The organism is Pseudomonas sp. WS 5078, from assembly GCF_012985745.1.
GTDB lineage: Bacteria > Pseudomonadota > Gammaproteobacteria > Pseudomonadales > Pseudomonadaceae > Aquipseudomonas > Aquipseudomonas lundensis_A.
The window spans coordinates 212990-238028 of record NZ_JAAQWX010000005.1 but is presented as its reverse complement, the minus strand read 5'-3'; the positions used below and the strand labels follow the sequence as shown (position 1 = coordinate 238028).

Below are 25039 nucleotides of genomic sequence, written 5' to 3'. Positions count from 1 at the left end.
GGATGCCGTCGATGCCCCCTGCTCCAGCCTCGTGCCGCGTGTCAGCGGCGACCGGGCTTACCGGCCCTTGATCACCATGTCACCGGGCGTCTCGCCCACGGCTTGCCAGTTCGGGCGGTACATCGACTCCACTTGCGGCGGCGGCACGCGGTAGGTACCGGGTGTCACAGCCCGCGCCAGATACAGCAAGTGCGTAGTGCCGTAGCCGTCCAGATTCAACGCTGCCACATAACGGTCATCGCGGTATTCCTGATGTTGCACACCCGCGTTCTGCATGGATTCGCGCCATTGTTTGACCTGGCTACTGGCGTTCTCAAGGCTGGCCGCGCTTTGGCCCAGGTTCTGGTTTTCCAGCTCCAGCCCCGCTGGCAACAGGTCAACCACCAGGGCATCCGGCACCCGTTGCTTGGCCGTTACGGCCAAGTGCACCAGCACCAGATCGCCGCTCTGCAAGTTGTTCAGGTTCAGCGGTTCGCCGTTCATGCCCAGGTAATCACGGCGAATGCTCATGTTTTCGCCTCCCGCAGGCGGCGCTTGCTGTGGATACCCTGAAATCGTCAGCTGTTGGTACACCGGCACGCTGCCTTCATTGCGCAGGCTCAGGGGCGAAGCCAGCAATGGCCCTTCCAGCTTGAGACCCGGCTGAGCGTTGTTCAGCTCACGGGTTTCGCTGCCACTGGCCAGTTGCACGGCCCACGGTTGCTCTGGCTGGCTCAGCAAATCCCGACCGGCGAGGAACAGCGAATTGCGCTCCTGAGTCGACAGCCATTGGCTCGCGGCCAGTTGGTCGGCCAGCGCGAACACCCGCGCTTCGCGCTGGCCGCTCATCACGTTGTTCTCTTCGAGCAGTGCCAGAATCAGTGCCTGATCGCGCAGCGGACTGCCGTAGTCGCCCAGCCATTGATTGGGTTTGCGCGTCACGGCCAGACCGGCGACCAGCGCTTGATCGGCACGCGGCTGGTCACCCATCTTCTGCAAGGCAATCGACAACTGCACCAACGGCAAGCCGGAGCGCGCATCGCTGCGACGTTCGAACAGGCTGCGCAAAGCACCCAACGGCGCCTGCTGGCTGCGGGCCAGCACCAGCGCGGCGTACGCTTGCACGGCAAAACGGGTGTGATCGAGGTTTTCGCTGTAATCCGCCTCGATCAGGTTGCGTTCCTGGGTGTAGCGCAGCAGTCGCTCACTGGCCTTCTTCAGCGCTTCAGGGGGCACGGCATAGCCTTGATCGCGCGCGCGCAGCAAGAAGTCGGTGATGTATGCGGTCAGCCAGTACTCTTCCTGACCGTCTGCGCCCCACAGGCCGAAGCTGCCGTTGTACCGCTGCATGCCCAGCAGGCGCTCGATGCCCAGTTCAATTTTGCGTTTACGGTCGGCATCCGGCTCGCCTTCCAGTCCCAGACGCTTGAGCAAGGCGGCATCGGCATACAACGCCGGGTACAGACCGCTGGTGGTCTGCTCGGAACAGCCATACGGGTACGCCTTGAGCGCACGGATCTGCTCGCCAAGGTTCAACGGCGGACGGCTCGACAAGCTGAGCAAGGCTTCACGCCCGGCCGGTTCTAAGGCCTGCAGCCCGGCTTCTGGCAACGTCCATGGCTGATCGTTGAGCACGGCGCGGTAGTGCTTGAGCAACGCCGGGTAAGCCGGGCGCACACCCAGCGTCCATTCGCGGGTGAAAGGGGGCAGCGTCTCGCCGGGCAGGTTGAGACCATTGACGGTCACGCTCACCTTGCCGGTGCCATAGCCGCCCAGCGCTTTGACCGGCACCTGCAAGGTGCTGCGCTGACCGGGGCTGAGGGTGAGTTTTTGGCTGCTCAGACCTGACAGGCTCAGTTGGCCTTCGGCATTCAACTGCACCTCAAGGGTTTGTGGCGTGGCCGTCAGGTTGGACACGTCCAGCGCCAGCCGGGTCTCGTCACCCCCCGCCATGAAACGCGGTGCGGCCAGTTCGGCCACCAGCGGCGCGGCGACCACGGTTTTGGCTTGCGCCATGCCGTAGCGGTCGTCGGTCCAGGCTTGGGCCATCACGCGCAACTCGCCATTGAAGTCGGGGATGTCGAGGCTGACTTCACCTTCGCCCTGTTCGTTGAGGGTCACGGGCGCACTTTGCAGGGCAACGATGGTGACACTGGTGGCCGGGCGCTTGCCGCCCTTGGCCAGCCCTGCATCACCGCCAAAGGCCAGGCTGGCCAGGCGGCCTTGCCCGGCTTCAATCAGTTGCCCATAAATGTCCAATTGGTCAGCGCCATAGGCCTTGCGCCCGAACAGGCTCGCGTAAGGGTCTGGCGTCGGGTAATCCGTGATGTTCAACACCCCGACATCCACTGCTGCCAGCAGCACATGGGCGTGCTTGGGGACGCTGCCGTCAGCGTTTTTAGCCTGAACCTTGACCGTTAATGGCTGCTTGGGGCGCATGGTTTGCGGAGCATCGAGGGTCAGCGCCAGTTTGCGCTGCGTGCGGTCCAAGGGCAGATGCAGCACACCCACAGCACGCTTGGGCGTCACGTTGGCTTTGCGCTCGCCGGGACGAATCACCAGTGCGCTGACGTACAGGTCGTGGCGTGCCCAGCTCGGGTCGAGTTTGATCTCGAACGTTTTGCCCTCGGCCGGAACGTCGATTTCTTCCCACCACAGCGGACCGTCGCTGCCTTCGAGCAGCAGATAGCCTTTACCGGCGGCCGGAGGTGTCACCGTCACGTGCGCGGTTTCGCCATCGAGATAGGCGGCTTTATCCAACGCCAGCTTGACCTGATCGGGACGTACAGCGCCGCCTTCGGCATTGTCCTGCGCCTGATAACCCGCCCAGAAACGCAGGCTGCTGATCAAACCGGTTTTCGGGTCTTGCACTTCAACCCGATACGGGCCCCACTCCACCGGAAAGCTGACCTTGGCCGTGCCACCTGCCTTGAGGTTCACGGTTTCTTCGCCCAGGTTCAGAAACTTCTCGTTGTAGTGATAGCTCCAGCCGTCGTTGTCCGAGTAGTTCCAGTAGTAGTCCCGACGCTCGCGCACCAACCGGACGGTGACGTTGTCAGCCGCCAGTTTGTTGCCCGCGTAATCGGCAATCAGCACCTCGAATTCAGCAGGGCCGTCGCCATCCGTTTCAGTGCCATCGAACAGACCGCGTAGGCCCGGCAGACGCTCGGCAGGCCACACCGGTTGCACCAGGCGACGGGTAATCGGGCGCCCGCCGGACTCTTGCAGGCTGGCTTGCACAATCAGTTGCAGCGGCGATTTGGCGTCGCTCCATTTGCTCTCCAGACGCAGGGTTTCTTCGCCCTGGGCGTTGAGCACGCTTTCATCCAGCTCAAAATCCTGAGTCAGCTCTTCTTCGGTCACCGAACCGAACTGATACCCTGGCAATGCTGTAACCGCTTCACGCAATGGACGCACATACACCTGCCCGCTCAAGCGGTTCCCGGCAGCCGGCGCGCCATACAAGTAGCGGCCGTTCACGTGAATGTCGGCGGTTTGATCGGGACGCAGCGGTGTATCACTGCCCTTGAGCTCCAGCGCCAGGCGTTCGGGCAAGAAGTCTTCCACCAAAAATTCATAGAGCTGCGGCTTGCCGTCACCCAGGTCGAACACCAGTTGCCAGCGACCGGTGGGGGCTTCGGCTGCCAGTTGCAGCGGGTATTGATAGAAGCCGGACGCGTCGGGCTCCCATACAAACTTGCGGCTGACCTGCTCGTCCGGGCGACGGACTTCTACGCTGACCGGCTGCGGCTTGACCGGATTGCCATCACGGTCGCGCAGCAAGGCATTGAGCAGCACGGTCTCGCCGGGGCGGTACAGGTCGCGTGGGCCAAACACGAAAAATTGCAACGGATGCGCCTGCGGCCCGCCGATGTCGAACTCGGCCAGGTCGAGCGCCGCCGTATTCAAACGCAACAGACTGGTTTGATCGCCCTGACGCGCCAATAGCACCTCAGCCTTGGGCGGCAGGGCCAGCTCGGCATGACCGTCCTTGTCGGTCTTGCCCTGCGCCAGCATTTTGCCCTTGCCGTCGAGCAGTTCCAGCTCCACGTCGCCCAGCGCACTGCCGCCTTCGAGTGCCTGGGTGAACACATCCAGGCGTTTCTGATAACGGTGTACGGAAAGGCCAATGTCACTGAGGGTGAACAAGGTGGCCGGGGCTGAATAGTTGTAAGTGCCGGAGGCTTTCATCACCGCCAGGTACACACCCGGCTGCTGCAAAGGCTTGATACCGGAGGTTGGCAGGATCACGGTTTCACGCGTGTTACGTGCCGGATTCAGGTCAAACCGGGCGCCGTACACCAGATCGGCCATGCCCAGCAGGTCTTTGGCTTCGTAGCTTTGCAGGCTGCTGTTGCGGCCCCACTGGCTAAGGAATGCAGGCAACGACTGGGGTTTGACGCGGAAAAACTCCACATCGACTTTATCGACATTGAGCGCGATGACGGGCAAGCCTTCAGCCAACCGTGTCGGCAGCAACGTGCCGCGACTGGCAAAACCGACCGTGGGTTGCAGGTCACGGGTTTCAAGACGGCTGACATACTCGGCGGCCAGTTTGGCATCGTTGACCGCGCGCAGGCCGGGGTCGACGGTGAGGATCAGTTTGCGTTGCGGCTCAAGGTGACGCAGGCGCAGTTCCATCAGGTTGTCGGAAAGCTCCCAGGCACCATCGACCTTGCCGGATTTGGCATCCACCAGATGCAGTTTTTCGGCAAAGGACTGATCCGGGTCCAGTGGCACCGAAAAACTCACGGACAGGGTGCTGGCACCGTCCACTTGCACTTCGGAGACATCCACCACACTCAACTCGCGCCCTGCGTAGCGTTGCGCGAGGGCTTTGACATCCTGCACTGGCTTGGCCGCTTGCGTGCCGACCGCCGCCGACGGCGCAGGAGGGCTGGCGGTAGAGGAAGCATCACAAGCGCTGAGCAGCGCCAGTGCGCAGGCCAGGAACAGTCCTTTGTTAAGCATGGTGTACTCGTTGGCTAGGCAATGAAGGGCACGACTATATAACAAATACCCCGGCCCCTCACCCCGCTGGGTATAGGCCGCGTCAGCTACAATGCCGCTCCCTCAAGGAGCCTGCATGTCGTCTTCCCTACTTGCTGACTGGCGCGACCGCCTCACCCATCGACGGGTGTGGGCGCTGGCGGCGCCGATGATTTTGTCCAATATTTCCGTTCCACTGGTGGCGCTGGTCGACAGTACGGTCATCGGCCACCTGCCCCACGCGCATCAGTTGGGCGCCGTTGCCGTGGGCGCCAGCCTGTATGTGTTTCTGGCCTGGATGATGGGCTTTTTGCGCATGGGCACCACCGGTTTCGCGGCCCAAGCTGCAGGACGGGGCGATGGCACGGCGCTGCGCCAGATTCTGTTACAGGGTTTGCTGCTCAGTGTGCTCCTCTCGCTATTTTTAGGGGCAATCGCACTGCCATTCAGCAGCCTTGCCCTGACCGTGATGCAGCCCTCCCCCGCGTTGCACGCGCTGACGCTGGATTTCTTCTATACCCGCCTGTTTGGCCTGCCCGGCGCATTGGCCACCTATGCGCTGGTGGGCTGGTTCCTCGGCACACAAAACGCCCGGGCCCCGCTGGGGATTTTGCTCACCACCAACCTGGTGAATATCGCGCTCAACCTCTGGTTTGTCCTGGGGCTGGACTGGGGCGTGGTCGGGTCGGCCCGTGCCTCGGTGATTGCCGAGTGGAGCGGCGCTCTGCTCGGGCTGTGGCTGACACGCGGCGCGCTGCGGCACTTTCCGGGCAAGGTGGTGTGGCAGGCGTTACGCGTGTGGCAAAACTGGAAGCCGTTGCTGGGGGTCAACCGCGACATTTTTATCCGCAGCCTGATGCTGCAATCGGTGTTTTTCCTCATTACCTTGCAAGGTGCGCGGCTGGGCGATGCCACCGTGGCGGCCAACGCACTGCTGCTCAACGGCTTACTGCTGGCGGCCCATGCGCTCGACGGCCTGGCCCATGCCGTGGAGGCCCTGTGCGGTCACGCCATCGGCGCCAGGGACCGCACGGCCTTGCGCCGTTCAATGGTGGTCGCCAGTGGCTGGTCGCTGATCGCCAGCGCAGGTTTTGCGGTGTTGTTTCTGTTTGGCGGGCACCTGTTTATCACGGTGCAAACTGACATCCCGAGCGTGCGCGAAACAGCCTTTCAATACGTGCCGTATCTGGCGCTGCTGCCGTTGATTGCCGTGTGGAGTTACCTGCTGGACGGGCTCTTTATTGGCGCCACGCGCGCCCGCGAAATGCGTAATGCCATGGTCATCAGCGTCATCATCGCCCTGCCTGTCGCGTGGGCGATGCAAGGCTTCGGCAACCACGGGCTGTGGATAAGTTTCCTGTTGTTCATGGTGCTGCGCAGTCTGACGCTGGCGGGGTATGCATGGGGGATGCAGCGCAGGGATCAGTGGTTCAACCCCAACACCTGAACCGGGGGGGGTTGTGCGCGCATAAAAAACGCCGCCCGAGGGCGGCGTTTTTATCTGGCTTGGAACGGTTACGAAGACAGGTACGAGGAACGGGTCAGGCCCAGACGCAGGGCGTCGAGGTACTGGGCGCGTTCTTTGACGCTGATGTTGGCGCTGGCCACTTTGTCGCGGTAGTGGTTCATCAGTTCTTCAGGCGACAAGTGCACGTAGCGCAGCATGTCTTCGATGGTGTCGTGGGTCTCGATACCGGCGTGGTACACGCTGCCGTCTGCCTTCTGGTAGATGTTCACCGAGTCGGTATCACCGAACAGGTTGTGCATGTCACCCAGAATCTCCTGATAGGCGCCCACCAGGAAGATGCCCAGCAAGTAGTCTTCGCCTTCGTTGAGGCTGTGAACCGGCAGGCTGGTTTCGATGCTCTGCTCGTCGACGTATTGCTTGATCTTGCCGTCGGAGTCGCAGGTCAGGTCTTGCAGCACGGCGCGGCGCAGCGGCTCTTCGTTCAGGCGGTGCAGCGGCAGGATCGGCAATACCTGGCCGATTGCCCATGTGTCCGGCAGGCTCTGGAACACCGAGAAGTTGCAGATGTACTTGTCGGCCAGCTTGTCGTTGAGTTCGTCCAGCACCTGACGGTGCGAACGCTGACGCGCTTTGAGCGAGTTGTGCAGGCGACGGCACACGGCAAAGTAGCATTGCTCGGCCAGGGCTTTTTCGGCCAGGCTGATTTTGCCATCGGCATACTGGGCAGCCACGTCGCTCATGTAGTGGGTGGCGCGCCAGTAGGTTTCGGTCACCATCTCGATGTCGGTCGGGCCCAGCAGGTCGATCAGCCACTGCACGGTTTCGGGCAGGCTTTCTTTGTTCTCGATCACCGGCACGTCGTCGTTGTGTTTCTCGACGTCGGTCACTTGCACCACCAGCATGGCGTGGTGCGCGGTCAACGAGCGGCCGCTCTCGGAGAAAATGTGCGGGTGCGGCAAGCTCTGCGCATCGCAGAACTCTTTGAGCATGCCCACCACCACACCGGCGTAATCGTCCATGTCGTAGTTGATCGAGCTGGCGTTGCGCGAGTGCGTGCCGTCGTAGTCAACGCCCAGACCGCCGCCCACATCAATGTGGTCAACCGGCAGACCGAGGTTGCGCAGTTCGCCGTAATAGCGAATCGCCTCTTTGAAGCCGTGCTGGTAATCAGCCAGGTTGGCGATCTGCGAACCCATGTGGAAGTGCAGCAGGCGGATGCCTTGGTCCAGACCCGCCGTGCGGAAACGCTCGACCACCGACAGCAACTGTGCCGCCGACAGACCAAACTTGGATTTCTCGCCGCCGGTGTCTGCCCACTTGCTCGATGCCAGGGACGACAGGCGCACGCGCAGGCCGACCTGCGGCTTGACCTTGAGCGATGCTGCTTCTTCGATGACCAGGTCCACTTCGGATTCTTTTTCGATCACGATGAACACGTTATGGCCCAGCTTCTGGCCCATCAGCGCCAGACGGATGAACTCGCGGTCCTTGTAACCGTTGCAGACGATGGTGCCGCCTTTCGGGGCCAGCGCCAGCACGGCCAGCAGCTCAGGCTTGGAACCGGCTTCAAGGCCGATCGACACGTCCTGGGTGGCGATGATGTTTTCAATCACGGCCTCTTGCTGGTTGACCTTGATCGGGTACAGCGCGGTGTACTGGCTCTGGTATTCCAGACGCGCGATGTTGGCATCGAAAGCGCCGGTCAGCTGGCGTACACGGTCTTGCAGGATATCGGGAAAGCGCACCAGCAACGGCAAGGACAGACCGCTGCTTTTGCGCAACTCGTCAACTTGCTCGTACAGGTCGATGGGCGAGCTGTTCGGGCCGTTCGGACGTACTTCTACGCGACCGGCTTCATTGATCGCGAAATATCCGGCCCCCCAATGGCGAATCCCATAAACGCTGCGGCTGTCCGCAACTGTCCATTGGCTGCCATCGTCTTTGCGTGTGCGTCGTACGGACATCGAAGTCCCCTATATATAAGTCAAATAGCCCAACCTGAAACCAGGCTGGCGCAGTCTAAGGCGTGAAAGTGACGATTCGTCTGTGCAAGGTAGACCCTGGCAACAGCGCGGAGTTTAGAAACCCGTCATAACAGGCTCTGTGAAAACCATGGCCGCGCAACACCTGTCAGCCCGGCAGGGCAACAGGCGCGCTCAACGGTGGCTTTCACAGAGGCTGCTAACCGCCGGACTTTTTGGCCTTGAACCCATGCTTGACCAGTTCGGCCAGCAGTAGGTCGACGTGATCGCCCTGGATCTCGATGATGCCGTCTTTCAACGCACCACCGGTGCCACAACGTTTTTTCAACGTGGTGGCCAGCTCCTTGAGCGCGTCTTCAGCCAGCGGCACACCGGTGATGGTGGTCACGGTCTTGCCGCCACGGCCTTTGCTTTCGCGGCGCACGCGAGCGATGCCGTCACCGTCGGGGATGCGGGTCTGTTTGCAGGTACAGGCGTCCACCGGCTGGCGACAGTCCGGACAGTGACGACCTGCGTCGGTGGAAAATACCAGGCCACCAAGGGCGGCGAAGGATGCGGCTTTTTTGGCCACCGGCAATCCTCTAGATGGAGGACAAAAAATTGGCCGGTGCAGGACGCGGGAGCGCCATGGGATACCGACCGCGAAGCCCCACTCTGGCAGGGGCAGCGCAACTCAGGCGGGGACGCCGCTTGAGCCTGAAAAAGGTCGCGCAGTGTAACGACAAATTCGCCGGTGCCCAAGAGCCAATCGGCGCAATTTTTTTGTATCGCGTTGGGTCGCTTGCGCGGGACAAGGCTGCAATCAGGCGCTCTCGAGATAACGCTTGAGCGCCGCCAGTGAATCCGGGCAATACGGCTGGGTTTGACTCAAACGCAAGGCTTGCTCCACGGGCATGAAGCAGGCTTGCTGGACCTCTTCGGGCTGCACGTGCAACGGCCCGTCCCACACGGCCGAGAACACGGCGCACCACAGGTGGTTGTCCGGGCAGTCGAAGTAAAAGCGTTCGTGCGCCGTCAACGGTACGCCACTGACGCCAAGCTCTTCGTGAAGCTCCCTGGCCGCTGACTCGGCATAGGTTTCGTCCACCCCGACCATGCCGCCAGCCGCCACGTCCCAATAACCCGGATACAGCGCCTTGCTCATCGTGCGTTGGTGCACGCACAGCTCGCCGGACGAGTTGAACAACAAAATGAACGTGCCGCGCCCGATTAACCCCCGATCACGAAGCTCGGCACGGGGCAATCCGCCCAGCAGCGTGTCTTCGCGATCGACCCAAGCCACCTGCTCGGCATCAGAGGCCGCACGGTGGGCGGCCTCCTCGGGTGAAATAGCCATCACCTAACCCTGTGAAAGCAATTGACGAAGGTCCATGACCGCCGCGTTGGCGCGGGAAATGTAGTTGGCCATGACCAGTGAGTGGTTGGCGAGCATGCCGTAGCCGCTGCCATTGAGGATCATCGGGCTCCAGACCGGCTCTTGAGCAGCCTCCAGTTCACGGATGATCTGACGGACACTGACGGTTGCATTCTTTTTAGCCAGCACGTCGGCAAAGTCGACTTCGATGGCACGCAACAGGTGCGACAAGGCCCAGGCCTGACCACGCGCTTCATAGAACACGTTATCAATTTGCATCCAGGGGGTTTCGACGACTTCTTCGTCAACCACCGGCACTTGACCCGGCTGCAACGATTCGGTCTTCAGCGTGCTGTTAAGTTTGACCCGGCCCACACTGGCAGACAGACGCTGCGACAGCGAACCCAGGCGCGTGCCCACGTCACCCAGCCAGTTGTTCAAATTGTCGGCACGGGCATAGAACAGCGCGTTTTTTTGGTTCGGGTCAGACAAGCGGGCCTGATAGCGACTCAGCGAATTGATGCCTTCCTGATACTCGGACTCGCTCGACGGCAGCATCCAGCTCTTGTTGTCAAAGTTGAAACGCGGTTCGGCCTTGGCCAGATCCGCGTCTTCAGCCGATTGCGACTGGGAGCGGGCGAAGTCTTTACGCAGGGCACGGGTCAGGTCGCGGACTTGCACCAGCACGCCGTATTCCCAGCTCGGAATATTGTCGAGCACAAGGCCTGGTGGAAAACGGTCATTGGACAGGTAACCGCCCGGTTTGTTGAGCAACGTGCCGGCCACGGTTTTCAGGGTTTCGACGGTGGTGAAGCCCGGCACCATTTGCTTGCCTTCACGCTCGGCAGCCTGCTGGGCGTTTTGCTGCACCGGGAACAGATCCGGCTCCTGGCTCCAATACCAGCCGAGCCCTAGGCATACCAGCACATAGACAACCAACAGGGTTGCAATGGAGCGGCTCAGCAAGATGCTTTTGAAATAGCCACGCGGCTCTGTCCTGGTCTCCTTGACCGACTCGTGGGCACTGCCCTCACGTTTTTTCCAGTCCAGCATGGCTATATCCTTTCGATTACTGAATTCAACGGTTCGACCACAACCCTAACCCATCGTGCCTCATCTGCCTGTTTTTAATCGAAGGCCGGTTGATCTGCAACAAGGCGCTTGCGACAGGCGGGGGCCACTATAAATGATGCTCACAGCACCGCCACACACATCGCGACGCATAAATGTAACCGGGCCTGCGTAAATTTCGCGTCAGGGCTCGTGCATTTCCAAAGAGCTGCTAGCATAGAGCCACTAGTCGAACCTCAGCATGCCCCCTCACGAAGCAGCCAGGATATGACCGAGCAAGAAGACCCGAGCCGCGAGCGCCTCAAGAACCACTTTGCCCAGCGGGTCATCCATCAGGCACGTCAAATTCTTGAGATCTGGCAGCGCTTGCAGGGCAATGAGTGGGCTCCTTGCGACCTTGCTGAACTCAGCGATGCAAACCTGCGCTTGCTGCGATTTGCCGAACGCTTTGAGCAACCCGAGCACTCGCAACTGGCCCGCGCCATCAGCCAGGCATTGCAGCAGGTCGAGGCCAACCGCGGGCGCCTGAGCAGCACGCTGATCACAGAACTCAATCGTTTGATGCAGCGTTTGTCGCGGACCGGTTTGCGCCACGGCGATCAATTGGACCACACCTTCCTGCCGCCGCTGCGCAAGCCCGTGTACATCCTGCTTCAGGACCATGACCGGGCCGAACGACTGGCCAAACAACTGGAATTTTTCGGCCTGGGCGCGCAATCACTGCCCAGCGTGAATGCCTTTCGCAGCGCCATGGGTGAGCGCCTGCCCTCCGCGATTGTGATGGACGTGGATTTCAGCGGTTCCGGCAATGGGCTGCTGCTCGCGGCTGAAGCGCAGTCAGGGCTTGAGCAAAAATTGCCGCTGCTGTTTTTCAGCCTGCACGAAACCGACACCCCTACCCGCCTGGCCGCCGTGCGCGCTGGCGGGCAAGAGTTTCTGACCGGCACCCTCGAAGCCTCCAGCCTGATGGAAAAAATCGAGGTACTGACCTGCGTCGCGCAGTACGAACCGTACAAAGTGCTGATCATCGATGATTCCCGGGCTCAGGCGTTGCACACCGAACGCCTGCTCAACAGTGCCGGGATCGTGACCCGCACCCTGATTGAGCCGATTCAGGCCATGGCCGAACTGGCCGACTTCCAGCCCGACCTCATCATCCTCGACATGTACATGCCCGCCTGCACCGGCACCGAGCTGGCCAAGGTGATTCGCCACAATGATCGCTACGTGAGCGTACCGATCATTTATCTGTCGGCTGAAGACGATCTGGACAAACAACTGGACGCCATGAGCGAGGGCGGCGACGACTTTCTGACCAAACCGATCAAGCCGCGACACTTGATCACCACCGTGCGCAATCGCGCTGCCCGCGCGCGGCATTTAAAAGCGCGCATGGTGCGCGACAGCCTGACCGGCCTGTACAACCACACGCATATCCTGCAACTGCTCGAAGATTGCACCTTCCGCGCCCGCCGCGAAGACCGGCCGCTGAGCTTTGCCATGATCGACATTGATCATTTCAAGCGCGTCAACGACTCCTACGGCCATCCGATGGGCGACCGGGTAATTAAAAGCCTGGCGTTGTTCCTCAAACAGCGTCTGCGCAAGACCGATTTTATTGGGCGATATGGCGGCGAAGAGTTTGCGATTGTGATGCCAGACACCGATCAAGAAGCGGCCCATGCGGTGTTGAACACCATCCGCGAGCGCTTCTCGGAGATTCATTATCCAGCCCAACCCAAGGACTTATGCTGCACCTTCAGCGCGGGCGTGGTGGAACTTAAAGACGACACAGACGGCCTGGTCATGGCTTCCCAGGCTGACGAAGCGCTGTACCGTGCCAAGCACAACGGGCGCAACCGGATCGAGCGATTCCATGCAAAAAGGCCAATTGCCACTATTTCTGCGACCTTGCCGGACGCCGTCACATCGCTGTAACGCAGGTGCAATAACTTCAGCCGCTTCTCATTGCGTCGTAGGCAAAATTCCACATGCGCCTGAAGCTGCTTACCAACCTCAACACCCTGTTGCTGGTCGCCGTGTGCCTTGCCCTCGGCGCCACCCTCGGGTGGTCGCAACACGCGCTTGAACGACCGTTTCAACTGATGGAACGCTACTTGAGCCTGTCCCAACAGTTCCAGAACCAGGTAGCGCGCAATATTGAGGATTACCTGACCAGCGGCGACGCCCTGCGCTTGAGCGGTGCCACGCGCGCGCTCAAGACACTGGAAACCGAACTGACCCCGCTCCCTGCTGCGCTGTCCAACGCCCTGCGCCCCAGCCTCGAAAGCCTGAGTACCTACAGCGCCAACGAGCTGTTGGCAGCGGGCAAACTGGCCGGTGACCCGCAAGCGTTACTGCTGCAGGCCGAGCGGGAGCTGGGCGCCAATCTGGAGCAACTCAGCCAGTACGCCAATCAAGCCACCGGCGCCGATGCTCACGCTTACCTGATGCCGCTGCTCAATGCTTCCCAACACTTGGCAAAGCTCTCTTTAAGCCGCGACAAACTGGTCAGTAGCGGGCGCAGTGAACTGGCCGCGGACGTGGCCCGCGAACTGGACGCCCTGCGTGCGCAAGCGCGCACCATCGAGGCGCTGCCCTTGCTGGGGGTCAGCACCAAAAGCGACTCGGGGCGTGACGATTTTGCGGCCTTGATGGGCCTTGAGTCGCAACAAACGGGTGCGACGGAGGACGCAGGCATCAGCCTCAAGCGCGAACTCAACAACCTGCTGAGCCGCTATCCCGCCGAGTTGCAGCGCACCCGCAGCCAGATCGAACAACGCGCTCAACTGGCTGACGCCACCCACGAGAAGCTGAGCGCAGTGCAACAGGCCATCGCCGGGCTGGAGCCAGCCGTACGCGCCGAACACGGGCAGATTCAAGACGAAGTGCGGCTGATTCAGGGGGCGATGATTGGCCTGATTTTGCTGATCGCCCTGCTGATCGACACCTTGCAGCGCAGACTGGCCAATGTGCTGACCCGACTGGCGCCGATGCTGTCGACCTGGGCGCAAGGGGATTTCAGCCGCGACATTCAACTGGGCAAGACCAATCGTGAACTGCGCGATATCCAGGCCTCGCTCAATCACCTGCGCAACTATCTGGTCAATCTGGTAGGCACCTTGCGCGTCAATGCCGAGCAAGTGGCAGACAGCAGTCAGGCGCTGGCCGAGGTGAGTAACGGCTTGCACAGTGGCGCCGAGCGTCAGGCAGGCGATACGGCCCAAATCCGCGACGCCTTGGGTGAACTGGAAGCGACCATTTCACAAGTGGCGGGCGACGCCAGTCAGGCGGCCGATGCCAGCCGCAGCGCCGGGATTGCGGTTGCACAGGGCCAGCGGGTAATTGGTCAAAGCTTGACCGGGCTGCATGCGCTGGTGGGCGAAGTGCAAAGCAACGCGCAAATGATCGAGCAACTGGCCGAAGAGTCGGCCACCATCGGCGGCGTGCTGACGGTAATCCGTTCCATCGCTGAACAGACCAACTTGCTGGCGCTCAACGCCGCCATTGAAGCTGCCCGTGCCGGCGAAATGGGACGCGGGTTTGCGGTGGTCGCCGAAGAAGTGCGCACCCTGGCCCAACGCACAGCAGGCGCGACTGGCGAAATTCAGACCCTGATCGGAGGGTTGCAAACAGCTGCCCGCCAGTCAGTGGAGGGCATGCGCGCTCAGGTCGTGCATGCTCAGGCCACGGCCCGACAGGCGCAGGCAGCCGATGGCGCGCTGGATGAAATCGTCGACGCGATCGTCACCATTTCCAATACGGCCATTCGCATCGCAGACGTCACCGCCCAGCAAAGTGGCGCAGTCAGTGAAATCCGCGACCACAGTGAGCGCATCCATCAGTTGGGTGACGATAACTTGCAACGTATAGGCCAGGGGCGCCAGCAAGGTGAGCGATTATTGGTGTTGGGTAGCGAGTTGAATGCTGCCGTGCAGGCGTTTCGGGTGTAATGCCGGGCAAGCGGGTGGTTGCCATGCAGGCGCTTCCCCTCAGCGGCCGGCCTCGCTCGGCACAGCGTTTCTCACTCCGCTATCATGCGCGCACGTTTGATAAGCGAGATCACTATGCGCCGCCTGTTTTTGCTTCTGTGTTTGCTCGTCGCCGTGCCCGCCATGGGCGCGGGGCTGCTCGATAATCGTCCAAGCGCCACATTGGGCGCGGTCAACAACAGCCGCGATTTTCTGCCGGTCAGCGAGGCGTTCAAGCTCAACCTGATCGAAAGCACGCCCGATAACATCAAGCTGCGTTTTGTGCCGACCGACGGTTATTACCTTTACCAGCACCGTTTCGCGTTCAAGACCGACCCCGCCGATATCGCCATCGGCCCGGTCCAGCTGCCGCCAGGCGAGCCCAAGCATGATGAGTATTTTGGCGATGTGCAGGTGTATCACGGCATTGTCGACGTGGACGTGCCGCGCCCGGCGAACGCTCAAGGCGCCTTCACGCTTGTCGTGACCTATCAGGGCTGCGCCGACAAGGGCTTGTGCTACCCGCCCGAAACCGTGCGTTTGAACATCGAAAGCACGCCCGCCGCGTTGGATGACACTTCAAAAGCGCCCGCCACCTCCTGGAGTTGGCGAGAACTGGCGATCTTTTTCCTTGCGGGCCTGGGCCTGACCTTTACCCCATGCGTTCTGCCGATGCTGCCGATTCTGTCGGGCGTGGTGCTGCGGGGCCAAGTGGGCGGGTGGCGCGGTTTCAGCCTGTCGCTGGCCTACGTGCTGCCCATGGCGGCCTGTTTTGCCCTGCTCGGCGCCCTGATGGGAATGTTCGGTGCGCAGCTCAACCTGCAGGCGCGCCTGCAGTCGGCGTGGGTACTGGTGCCCTTCGCGCTGTTTTTTGCCGTGTTTGCGCTGGCGATGTTTGGGGTGTTCGAACTCAAACTGCCACGTGCCATCAGTAATCGCCTGGACCGTGTGGCCAATAACACTCAGGGTGGCTCGCTGTGGGGCGCCGCTGTGCTGGGCGTGGTTTCCAGCTTGCTGGTTTCGCCGTGCGTATCGGCGCCTCTGGCCGGTGCGTTGCTGTATATCAGCGCCAGCGGCGATGCGCTGGGCGGTGGCTTGAAGCTGCTGGTGCTGGGGCTCGGCATGGGCACCCCGTTGGTGCTGGTGGCGACCGGCGGCGCGGCCTGGCTGCCCAAAAGCGGCCCGTGGCTGGTGACCGTGAAAAACACCATCGGCGTGTTGTTGCTGGGGCTGGCGGTGGGGTTGCTCAGCCGGGTGCTGCCGGGCCCGGCTACCCTGCTGTTGATCGGTTTTCTGGCGGCAGGTGTCAGCCTGTTTCTGGGCACGCTGGAGTTTGCGTTTAAATCACCACGCCAACGTCTGGCCCAACTGCTGGGCCTTTTCTTGCTGGTATATGCCCTCTTCTGTTGGTACGGCGCCTTGAGCGGGCAAGGCGATCCACTCAAGCCTTTGACAGTCCAGACGTCCACGGCCGTCGATAGCAGTGCCGAACCCGTAACAACTCAATGGCAAACCGTCAGCACCCCGCAACAGCTGGATGCCGCACTGGCCGAAGCAAAGGCCGCGGGTCAGCCCTTGTTGCTGGATTGGTACGCCGACTGGTGCATCAGTTGCAAAGTCATCGAGCACGAGGTGTTGAATAACCCGCACGTGCTGGATTTGCTCAAGGGTTATCGACTGGTGCGTTTTGACATCACGGCCAGTAATCCCGAGCAACGCGCCCTGCTCGACCGCTACCAATTATTCGGCCCGCCGGCACTGATGTTCTTTGCCAAAAACGGCAGCGAAATCAGTGACCAACGGGTCATCGGTGAGATCAATGCCGCGGACTTCGCCGAACGTGTCGCTAAACCAAATGACCAGATTTAAAGCCTGAGTCACAAACTTTGCGTGAACATCGGGCATCGTGCTGGCTATTGCAGTTAACTGGACAGCGTTTACGCTTTTGGGCATAGTCGCCCCGCACTGACATAACAAGGAAAAGCAGATGGCGACCTTTCTGGTGCTGCATGGCCCCAACCTGAACCTGCTGGGCACCCGCGAGCCGGGCGTCTACGGCGCCACTACCCTGGCGCAGATCAATCAGGATCTCGAACAACGGGCCCGCGAGGCCGGCCACCATTTGCTCTACCTGCAAAGCAATGCCGAGTATGAATTGATCGATCGCATCCATGCCGCACGCGATGAAGGCGTGGATTTTATTTTGATCAACCCGGCTGCTTTTACCCACACCAGCGTGGCATTACGTGACGCGCTGCTGGCGGTGAGCATCCCATTCATCGAAGTGCATTTGTCCAACGTGCACAAACGCGAACCTTTCCGCCATCACTCCTACTTCTCCGACGTTGCGGTAGGTGTGATCTGCGGCCTTGGCGCCAGCGGTTATCGACTGGCCCTGGAGGCCGCCCTGGAACAGCTTGAACTACAAGCTAAACGCCCCTGACCGACCCATTGGGAGTTGACGATTCATGGATATCCGTAAAGTTAAGAAACTGATCGAACTGCTGGAAGAGTCCGGCATCGACGAGCTGGAAATTAAAGAAGGCGAAGAGTCCGTACGCATCAGCCGTCACAGCAAGACTCCTGCTCAGCAGTTCTACGCACCGGCTCCAATGCAAGCTCCGGCGGCCGCTGCTCCTGTTGCCGCGACCCCGGTAGCAACCGTAGTTGACGCACCGGCTGCACCAAAACTGAACGGTTTTGTAGTCAAGTCGCCAATGGTGGGTACGTTCTACCGCACGCCGTCGCCAACCTCGCCAGCGTTCGTGGAAGTGGGCCAGACCGTTAAGGTCGGCGACACCATCTGCATCGTTGAAGCGATGAAAATGATGAACCACATCCAGGCTGAAAAAGCCGGTGTTATTGAATCCATCCTGGTCGAGAACGGTCAGCCGGTTGAGTTCGACCAACCGCTGTTCACCATCGTTTGAACCACGGGGAGCCAACGATGTTGAAGCCTCAGAAGCTGGAAAAAGTTCTCATCGCCAACCGCGGCGAGATCGCCTTGCGCATCCTGCGGGCGTGCAAGGAACTGGGCATCAAGACCGTCGCGGTGTACTCCACTGCTGACAAGGAACTGATGCACCTGGGCCTGGCAGACGAAACCGTTTGCATCGGTCCGGCACCAGCCAACCTGTCTTACCTGCACATCCCGGCCATCATCGCGGCAGCCGAAGTGACCGGCGCCACGGCGATCCACCCGGGCTACGGCTTCCTGGCGGAAAACGCCGATTTTGCCGAGCAGGTGGAGAAATCCGGTTTTGCGTTCATCGGCCCGAAAGCTGACACCATTCGCCTGATGGGCGACAAGGTATCGGCCAAGCACGCCATGATCGCTGCGGGCGTTCCAACGGTTCCAGGTTCCGACGGCCCACTGCCCGAAGACCCTGAAACCGCCCTGCGCATTGGCCGCGAAGTCGGCTACCCGGTGATCATCAAAGCCGCTGGCGGCGGCGGTGGTCGCGGCATGCGCGTGGTGAACCGCGAAGAAGACCTGATCGAAGCCGCCAAGCAGACCCGCGAAGAAGCGGGCGCCTGGTTTAGCAACCCGATGGTCTACCTCGAAAAATACCTGACCAATCCGCGTCACGTGGAAGTTCAGGTGCTTTCCGATGGCCAGGGTAACGCGATCCACTTGGGCGACCGCGACTGCTCGCTGCAGCGCCGTCACCAGAAAGTCCTGGAAGAAGCGCCGGCGCCGGGTATCGACGAAACAGCCCGCCAGGAAGTGTTGGCTCGCTGCGTTCAGGCCTGTATCGATATCAACTACCGTGGCGCGGGCACCTTCGAGTTCCTGTACGAAAACGGTCGTTTCTACTTCATCGAGATGAACACGCGCGTGCAGGTAGAGCACCCGGTATCCGAAATGGTCACCGGCATCGACATCCTGAAAGAGATGTTGAGCATTGCGGCAGGCAACACGCTGTCCTTCACCCAGGACGACGTGAAGATTCACGGTCACTCCCTGGAGTGCCGGATCAACGCGGAAGACCCGGCCACGTTCATGCCAAGCCCTGGCATGGTCAAGCACTTCCACGCACCGGGCGGCAACGGCGTTCGCGTCGATTCGCACCTGTACAGCGGCTACAAGGTTCCGTCCAACTACGACTCCCTGATCGGCAAGCTGATCACCTGGGGCTCGACCCGTGACGAAGCCATGGCGCGCATGCGCAATGCCCTGGACGAAATCGTGGTAGACGGGATCAAAACCAACATCCCGCTGCACCGCGATCTGGTGAATGACGAAGGCTTCTGCGAAGGCGGCGTCAACATTCACTACCTGGAACACAAACTGGCTAACCAGTAAGTTTGTTTTCTGCTCAACAAAGCCGCTTTCGAGCGGCTTTGTTGTGTCCGGGGTTCCAGGTTTTTGAGTACCCGACTACCGAACTGATTCAGGCCGCGTAGAAGCGATGGGTGAAGGCATGGCGCTCATTGTTTGCACTTTTATTCGCGGGGTTATCGCCTGTGCAATCGGGGAGATCGGAGGCGATGATGATCAAACCGCTCACAACATAGCCCCGAGCCATAAGCCTCTTCTTTTACGTAGCCCCTAAAGGGAGCACGGCTGAGAACCATGAAGCCCAGTCATTGAATGAATGAACCTCATACACAGTAATCAGGAAGAGAGTGCCCAGATTGGCGATCACGGTATGTAGGACGTGTCCATAAGCACCATCAGCCCAATTCGAATTCCTGCTCGAATGGCCCTGGCACACCCCTACAGATGGCCTGCCATAGCAGGGTGGCCTGCGTTGGCGTAAACTTGCGCGCTTCTCGCAGCCCGCTGGCTGCACATTCCTATTTTTCAAAGGTGCCCGCCATGCCTTGGCTGCAAGTACGCCTCGCCATCAGCCCGGAACAAGCCGAAACCTACGAAGACGCGTTCCTCGAAGTCGGTGCTGTTTCGGTCACATTTATGGATGCCGAAGACCAGCCGATCTTCGAGCCCGAGCTCAACACCACCCCGCTGTGGTCGCACACCCACTTGCTGGCACTGTTCGAAGGCGGCACTGAAGCCGAACTCGTCCTGTCCCATCTGGCACTGCTGACCGGTGCGCCATTGCCGGAACATCACGCTGAAGTCATCGAAGATCAGGACTGGGAACGCAGCTGGATGGACAACTTCCAGCCCATGCGTTTTGGCCAGCGCCTGTGGATTGTGCCGAGCTGGCACGCCGCGCCTGAACCCGAGGCTGTGAACCTGCTGCTCGACCCGGGCCTGGCGTTCGGCACCGGTACCCACCCGACCACGGCGCTGTGCCTTGAGTGGCTCGACGGCCAGGACCTCAAAGACTGCAACGTACTGGACTTCGGCTGCGGCTCGGGCATTTTGGCCATCGCCGCGTTGCTGCTGGGCGCCAAACAGGCCGTCGGCACTGACATCGACGTACAAGCACTCGAAGCCTCGCGCGACAACGCAGGCCGTAACAACATCGCTGAGGCGTTGTTCCCGCTGTATTTGCCAGAAGACCTGCCCCCCGTTCAGGCAGACGTACTGGTGGCCAACATTCTGGCCGGTCCGCTGGTCGCCCTGGCGCCGCAACTGTCGAGCCTGGTCAAGCCAGGTGGCCGTCTGGCGCTATCCGGCATCCTTGCCGAGCAAGGCGACGAAGTGGTAGCAGCCTACGCGCAAGACTTTGATCTGGACCCGATCGCCAATCGCGATGGCTGGGTGCGCATCAGTGGTCGTCGGCGCTAGAATGCACGCCTGTCTAATCCGGGTGGCCGCATGAGCGATAGCTTCGTAACACAGTGCCCACATTGCCAAACCAGCTTCCGCGTCAACCATTCTCAATTGAGCATGGCCCGCGGCGTGGTGCGCTGTGGCGCTTGCCTGCAGGTGTTCAATGCTGCGCAGCAACTGCTCAACAAGAGCGCTGAAAAGCAACAGCAAACCGCTGTTTCTGTCGCCGCGCCTCAGCCCGTCGAGCCGCCTGCCCAGCCTGAGCCCATCAGCCAGAAACAATGGCAGGCTTCTGAGCTGGACCTCGACCATCTGGATCTGGACAAAGAACTGGCCCGGCTTGAAGAGCTGGAGATTCAGCCCAGCAAAAGCTTCGGCCAGGCCTCTGCCAGCAAGCAAGATACGCTGAGCGCACGTCGCGACAGCGATGCCAACGAAGAAAGCCAGTGGTCGGACAGCCTGTTCAGCGAATCGGCCGCCGAGCGCGCCGAAGCCATCGAGGCAGAACCTGCGCATGTTGAGCCTGCCGAGGCTGGCCGTACCGAACCGTCGTTGTCCATGGACCTCGACGATCCGGATGACACTCCGCCCTTTCAGCTATCGCTGGATAAGGATTCGGAGCCGCCGCTGATGCACCTGTCGGCCGTGGATGATGACGATGACGACGAGCCATTGGCGCCGCCATCTGTCCTCAAGGACAAACGCAAGCGGCACGAACCGGGGGTACGAGAAGAGGTTCTGCAAAACCTGGTCGACGATCCACTGCACCTCGACTGGCAAAAACGCCGCACACCCTGGGGCAAGCGCCTGTTGTGGTTATTGCTGGTATTGGTGGCCGCCGCTGCGCTGGGCGGCCAATACATTGCCTACCACTTTGAAGAACTGGCCCGCCAGGACCAATACCGCCCGATTTTCCAGCAACTGTGCCCGACTCTCGGTTGCACCGTACCGTCCAAGGTTGACATCGACCGCATCAAAAGCAGCAATCTGGTCGTGCGCAGTCACCCTGAGTTTGCCGGAGCGCTGGTGGTCGATGCGATCCTCTATAACCGCGCGCCCTTTTCGCAACCTTTCCCCTTGCTGGAGCTGCGTTTTGCGGACCTCAACGGAAAAATGATTGCCAGTCGTCGTTTCAAACCCGGCGAGTACCTGAGCGGGGACATGGCGGGCAAGGCTGAAATGCCACCTCAAACCCCGATCCACGTGGCACTGGATATTCTGGATCCGGGGCCAAAAGCGGTGAATTACAGCTTGAGTTTCCATTCTCCGGAATGAAAAGCCCGCTTTTTTGGCCGAACGCTTGAGCCCCCCCTGAACAGCGACCTGCTTTTAGCGCCTCCATAGGCGACTCTTGCATTGGCCCGCTGTTCAATTTTTATCCAATTGCGTCTTTATCCGGTCATCGAGAGCGGGTATCATGCCAACCCTTTTTCGAACTCCCAAGATCCGGCCCCACAACAGGGAAGTCCTATGTCGGCGGTACGCATCGGCCCATATACATTGCACAACGGTTTGATCCTCGCCCCGATGGCGGGTGTCACCGATCAGCCCTTTCGTCAGCTTTGTCGACGAATGGGTGCAGGCCTGGTTGTTTCGGAAATGGTCACCAGTGACATGAGTCTCTGGAACAGCCGTAAATCGCGCCTGCGCATGATTCACGACGGTGATCCCGAGCCCCGTTCGGTACAGATCGCCGGCGGTGATGCGCACATGCTGGCAGACGCCGCCAGGGCCAATGTGGAACTGGGCGCACAGATCATTGATATCAACATGGGTTGCCCGGCAAAAAAGGTCTGCAACAAGGCTGCCGGCTCCGCGCTACTGAAAGACGAAGCATTGGTGAACGAGATCCTGCAGGCTGTCGTGGCTGCGGTTGATGTGCCGGTCACCCTGAAGATCCGTACCGGCTGGGACCGGGACAACAAAAACGGCCTGACCGTGGCAAAAATCGCCGAACAGGCCGGCATCACAGCACTGGCGGTTCACGGCAGAACCCGTGCTGACCTCTACACCGGTGAAGCGGAGTACGACACCATCGCCGCGATCAAGCAGGCGGTGTCGATTCCGGTCTTTGCCAACGGCGACATCGATTCACCCCACAAGGCCCGTCACGTCCTCGACGCGACCGGCGCAGATGGACTGTTGATAGGCAGGGCGGCTCAAGGGCGGCCCTGGATTTTCCGCGAAGTGGATCATTTTCTGCGTACCGGGCAGCTATTGCCGGCACCGGAGATGAGCGAAGTGGAACGTATTCTGCTAGAGCATCTGGCCGCATTGCATGCCTTCTATGGGGAGGTGTTGGGCGTTCGCATTGCCCGCAAGCATGTCGGCTGGTATCTCGCAACCTTGCCGGGCGCCAAGGAGTTTCGCGCCCACTTCAATCGTTTAGAAGATACGGAAGCACAATGCGCCAACGTTCAGGCGTTTTTCGCCGAACGACACAAGAGCCTGGGGACAGGGGACGAAGGATGGGTGGCCGCATGACGATGATGACCGAGACATTAGTGAGTGGAACAACGCCCGTGAGCGACAACGTCAATTTGAAACAGCACCTCAATACACCGAGCGAAGAAGGCCAGACCCTTCGCGGGAGTGTCGAAAAGGCGCTGCACAACTATTTCGCCCACCTGGAGGGCGCTGAAGTCACGGACGTGTACAACCTGGTTCTTTCCGAAGTCGAGGCCCCCTTGCTCGAATGCGTCATGAACTACGTCAAGGGCAACCAGACCAAGGCTTCCGAGATGCTGGGGCTCAATCGCGGCACCCTGCGCAAGAAACTCAAACAGTACGATCTGCTGTAAGCATTCAATCAAACCTGAAAGGCGTCCTCGTAAAACGGGCCGCCTTTTTTGCTGACTCCTTTGCTTTTGATGGAAATCGAGATGACCGATCAGACTACCCGCCTGCCGATCCGCCGCGCTCTAATCAGCGTTTCCGACAAAACCGGAATCCTTGATTTCGCCCGTGAACTGGAAGCCCTCGGCGTCGAGATCCTGTCCACTGGCGGTACATTCAAGTTGTTGCAAGACAACGGTGTGGCCGCAGTTGAAGTCGCCGATTACACCGGCTTCGCGGAAATGATGGACGGCCGGGTGAAAACCCTGCACCCGAAAATCCACGGCGGCATCCTGGGCCGTCGCGGTATTGACGATGACATCATGAACGAGCACGGCATCAAGCCGATCGATCTGGTTGCGGTCAACCTCTACCCCTTCGAAGCAACGATCAACAAGCCCGGTTGCGACCTGCCGACCGCCATCGAGAACATCGACATTGGCGGCCCGACCATGGTGCGTTCTGCGGCCAAGAACCACAAAGACGTCGCCATCGTGGTCAATGCCAGCGATTACGCCAATGTGCTGGAAAACCTCAAGGCCGGCGGCCTGACGTACGCCCAGCGCTTCGACCTGATGCTCAAGGCGTTCGAACACACGGCGGCCTACGACGGCATGATCGCCAACTATTTGGGCACCATAAACCAGACGGCTGACACCCTGAGCACCGAAGACCGCGGCCAGTTCCCGCGCACCTTCAACAGCCAGTTCATCAAAGCGCAGGAAATGCGCTACGGCGAGAACCCGCACCAGAAAGCGGCGTTCTACGTGGAGGCCAAACCGGCCGAAGTCAGCATCGCCACGGCTACCCAGCTGCAAGGCAAAGAGCTGTCGTTCAACAACGTGGCCGATACCGACGCTGCGCTGGAATGCGTGAAGAGCTTCGTCAAACCAGCCTGCGTGATCGTCAAGCACGCCAACCCGTGTGGCGTTGCCGTAAGCCCGGACGCCGAAGGCGGCATCCGTCAGGCTTACGAACTGGCCTACGCCACAGATACCGAGTCTGCGTTCGGCGGCATTATCGCCTTCAACCGCGAGCTGGACGCCGAAACGGCCAAAGCCATCGTTGAGCGTCAGTTCGTTGAAGTCATCATCGCCCCGTCCGTCAGCGAAGAAGCCCGCGCCATCGTGGCCGCCAAAGCCAACGTGCGCCTGCTGGCTTGCGGCCAGTGGAGCGAGAACCGCGCCCCGGCGTGGGACTTCAAGCGTGTGAATGGTGGTCTGCTGGTTCAAAGTCGCGACATCGAGATGATCGGCAGCGAAGACCTGAAAGTCGTGACCCAACGCGCACCGACCGAACAAGAGATCCACGACCTGATCTTTGCCTGGAAAGTGGCCAAATACGTGAAGTCAAATGCCATTGTTTACGCTAAGGGCCGTCAGACCATCGGCGTGGGCGCTGGCCAGATGAGCCGCGTCAACTCGGCACGCATTGCAGCCATCAAGGCCGAGCACGCAGGTTTGCAGGTTCAGGGCGCGGTCATGGCCTCGGACGCGTTCTTCCCGTTCCGTGACGGCATCGACAATGCAGCCAAAGCCGGCATTACTGCGGTGATCCAGCCAGGCGGTTCGATGCGCGACAACGAAGTCATCGCCGCGGCTGATGAAGCCGGTATTGCCATGGTGTTCACCGGCATGCGCCATTTCCGTCATTAATAAGGCGACGACCGTTCTGAACCCGGCCTCTGCTGCGCAGGGGCCGACC

The 25039-nt window shown here is 60.5% G+C and carries 17 protein-coding genes; 12 read left to right on the top strand and 5 right to left on the bottom strand.

Features of this window, described 5'->3' with window-relative positions:
* Nucleotides 1–57: 57 nt before the first annotated feature.
* Nucleotides 58–4950, bottom strand: coding sequence for an alpha-2-macroglobulin (locus HBN68_RS09570; protein WP_169963802.1), 4893 nt, complete (start codon nt 4948–4950; stop codon nt 58–60).
* A gap of 115 nt (nt 4951–5065) precedes the next feature.
* Here HBN68_RS09570 and HBN68_RS09565 point away from each other — a divergent pair, with 115 nt between their 5' ends.
* On the top strand, nt 5066–6415 hold the full coding sequence (locus tag HBN68_RS09565; protein WP_169963799.1) for an MATE family efflux transporter: 1350 nt from the start codon (nt 5066–5068) through the stop codon (nt 6413–6415).
* A gap of 68 nt (nt 6416–6483) precedes the next feature.
* On the opposite strand, the gene speA is transcribed toward HBN68_RS09565, so the two are convergent.
* From speA to HBN68_RS09545, 4 genes are all read right to left on the bottom strand, one after another.
* The gene (gene speA / locus HBN68_RS09560) at nt 6484–8400 is read right to left on the bottom strand and encodes an arginine decarboxylase (RefSeq protein WP_094992045.1); all 1917 of its coding nucleotides are present in this window, start codon (nt 8398–8400) and stop codon (nt 6484–6486) included.
* Nucleotides 8401–8617: 217 nt separating this feature from the next.
* The gene (locus HBN68_RS09555) at nt 8618–8989 is read right to left on the bottom strand and encodes a translation initiation factor Sui1 (protein ID WP_094992044.1); all 372 of its coding nucleotides are present in this window, start codon (nt 8987–8989) and stop codon (nt 8618–8620) included.
* A gap of 231 nt (nt 8990–9220) precedes the next feature.
* Entirely contained in the window at nt 9221–9754 is a 534-nt protein-coding gene (locus HBN68_RS09550; protein WP_094992043.1) for an NUDIX hydrolase, read from the bottom strand.
* 3 nt (nt 9755–9757) lie between these two features.
* The gene (locus HBN68_RS09545; protein ID WP_094992042.1) at nt 9758–10825 is read right to left on the bottom strand and encodes a DUF2333 family protein; all 1068 of its coding nucleotides are present in this window, start codon (nt 10823–10825) and stop codon (nt 9758–9760) included.
* 285 nt (nt 10826–11110) lie between these two features.
* On the opposite strand from HBN68_RS09545, the gene HBN68_RS09540 reads away from it, so the two are divergent.
* The 11 genes from HBN68_RS09540 (at nt 11111) to purH (ending at nt 24990) form a co-directional block, all read left to right on the top strand.
* Nucleotides 11111–12781, top strand: coding sequence for a PleD family two-component system response regulator (locus HBN68_RS09540; protein ID WP_094992041.1), 1671 nt, complete (start codon nt 11111–11113; stop codon nt 12779–12781).
* A 53-nt stretch (nt 12782–12834) separates the two neighbouring features.
* Nucleotides 12835–14796: a methyl-accepting chemotaxis protein gene (locus HBN68_RS09535; RefSeq protein ID WP_169963797.1), complete on the top strand. Its 1962-nt coding sequence runs from the start codon at nt 12835–12837 to the stop codon at nt 14794–14796.
* 114 nt (nt 14797–14910) lie between these two features.
* Nucleotides 14911–16683, top strand: a complete 1773-nt coding sequence (locus HBN68_RS09530) for a protein-disulfide reductase DsbD (protein ID WP_169963795.1) — start codon at nt 14911–14913, stop codon at nt 16681–16683.
* 118 nt (nt 16684–16801) lie between these two features.
* On the top strand, nt 16802–17257 hold the full coding sequence (aroQ, locus tag HBN68_RS09525; RefSeq protein WP_019408789.1) for a type II 3-dehydroquinate dehydratase: 456 nt from the start codon (nt 16802–16804) through the stop codon (nt 17255–17257).
* 25 nt (nt 17258–17282) lie between these two features.
* A complete protein-coding gene (gene accB / locus HBN68_RS09520; protein WP_094992038.1) occupies nt 17283–17744 on the top strand; it encodes an acetyl-CoA carboxylase biotin carboxyl carrier protein in 462 nt (153 codons plus the stop codon).
* Nucleotides 17745–17761: 17 nt separating this feature from the next.
* Nucleotides 17762–19120, top strand: coding sequence for an acetyl-CoA carboxylase biotin carboxylase subunit (gene accC / locus HBN68_RS09515; protein WP_094992037.1), 1359 nt, complete (start codon nt 17762–17764; stop codon nt 19118–19120).
* Nucleotides 19121–19636: 516 nt separating this feature from the next.
* Entirely contained in the window at nt 19637–20515 is an 879-nt protein-coding gene (prmA, locus tag HBN68_RS09510) for a 50S ribosomal protein L11 methyltransferase (protein WP_169963793.1), read from the top strand.
* A 30-nt stretch (nt 20516–20545) separates the two neighbouring features.
* Nucleotides 20546–21775: a DUF3426 domain-containing protein gene (locus HBN68_RS09505; RefSeq protein WP_169963791.1), complete on the top strand. Its 1230-nt coding sequence runs from the start codon at nt 20546–20548 to the stop codon at nt 21773–21775.
* 195 nt (nt 21776–21970) lie between these two features.
* Entirely contained in the window at nt 21971–22984 is a 1014-nt protein-coding gene (dusB, locus tag HBN68_RS09500) for a tRNA dihydrouridine synthase DusB (RefSeq protein WP_094992034.1), read from the top strand.
* The gene (gene fis / locus HBN68_RS09495) at nt 22981–23301 is read left to right on the top strand and encodes a DNA-binding transcriptional regulator Fis (protein WP_019408796.1); all 321 of its coding nucleotides are present in this window, start codon (nt 22981–22983) and stop codon (nt 23299–23301) included. Before dusB ends, fis begins: the two co-directional genes overlap by 4 nt.
* An 81-nt stretch (nt 23302–23382) precedes the next feature.
* Nucleotides 23383–24990, top strand: coding sequence for a bifunctional phosphoribosylaminoimidazolecarboxamide formyltransferase/IMP cyclohydrolase (gene purH, locus HBN68_RS09490; protein WP_094992033.1), 1608 nt, complete (start codon nt 23383–23385; stop codon nt 24988–24990).
* The last annotated feature ends 49 nt before the right edge of the window (nt 24991–25039 follow it).

Bases quoted from the DNA above. Each gene is read 5' to 3' on its own strand.
- HBN68_RS09570 (WP_169963802.1), bottom strand. From the start codon at position 4,950: ATGCTTAACAAAGGACTGTTCCTGGCCTGCGCACTGGCGCTGCTCAGC.
- HBN68_RS09540 (WP_094992041.1), top strand. From the start codon at position 11,111: ATGACCGAGCAAGAAGACCCGAGCCGCGAGCGCCTCAAGAACCACTTT.
- speA (WP_094992045.1), bottom strand. From the start codon at position 8,400: ATGTCCGTACGACGCACACGCAAAGACGATGGCAGCCAATGGACAGTT.
- accB (WP_094992038.1), top strand. From the start codon at position 17,283: ATGGATATCCGTAAAGTTAAGAAACTGATCGAACTGCTGGAAGAGTCC.
- HBN68_RS09535 (WP_169963797.1), top strand. From the start codon at position 12,835: ATGCGCCTGAAGCTGCTTACCAACCTCAACACCCTGTTGCTGGTCGCC.
- aroQ (WP_019408789.1), top strand. From the start codon at position 16,802: ATGGCGACCTTTCTGGTGCTGCATGGCCCCAACCTGAACCTGCTGGGC.
- purH (WP_094992033.1), top strand. From the start codon at position 23,383: ATGACCGATCAGACTACCCGCCTGCCGATCCGCCGCGCTCTAATCAGC.
- accC (WP_094992037.1), top strand. From the start codon at position 17,762: ATGTTGAAGCCTCAGAAGCTGGAAAAAGTTCTCATCGCCAACCGCGGC.
- dusB (WP_094992034.1), top strand. From the start codon at position 21,971: ATGTCGGCGGTACGCATCGGCCCATATACATTGCACAACGGTTTGATC.
- HBN68_RS09505 (WP_169963791.1), top strand. From the start codon at position 20,546: ATGAGCGATAGCTTCGTAACACAGTGCCCACATTGCCAAACCAGCTTC.
- prmA (WP_169963793.1), top strand. From the start codon at position 19,637: ATGCCTTGGCTGCAAGTACGCCTCGCCATCAGCCCGGAACAAGCCGAA.
- HBN68_RS09545 (WP_094992042.1), bottom strand. From the start codon at position 10,825: ATGCTGGACTGGAAAAAACGTGAGGGCAGTGCCCACGAGTCGGTCAAG.
- HBN68_RS09565 (WP_169963799.1), top strand. From the start codon at position 5,066: ATGTCGTCTTCCCTACTTGCTGACTGGCGCGACCGCCTCACCCATCGA.
- HBN68_RS09550 (WP_094992043.1), bottom strand. From the start codon at position 9,754: ATGGCTATTTCACCCGAGGAGGCCGCCCACCGTGCGGCCTCTGATGCC.
- HBN68_RS09530 (WP_169963795.1), top strand. From the start codon at position 14,911: ATGCGCCGCCTGTTTTTGCTTCTGTGTTTGCTCGTCGCCGTGCCCGCC.
- fis (WP_019408796.1), top strand. From the start codon at position 22,981: ATGACGATGATGACCGAGACATTAGTGAGTGGAACAACGCCCGTGAGC.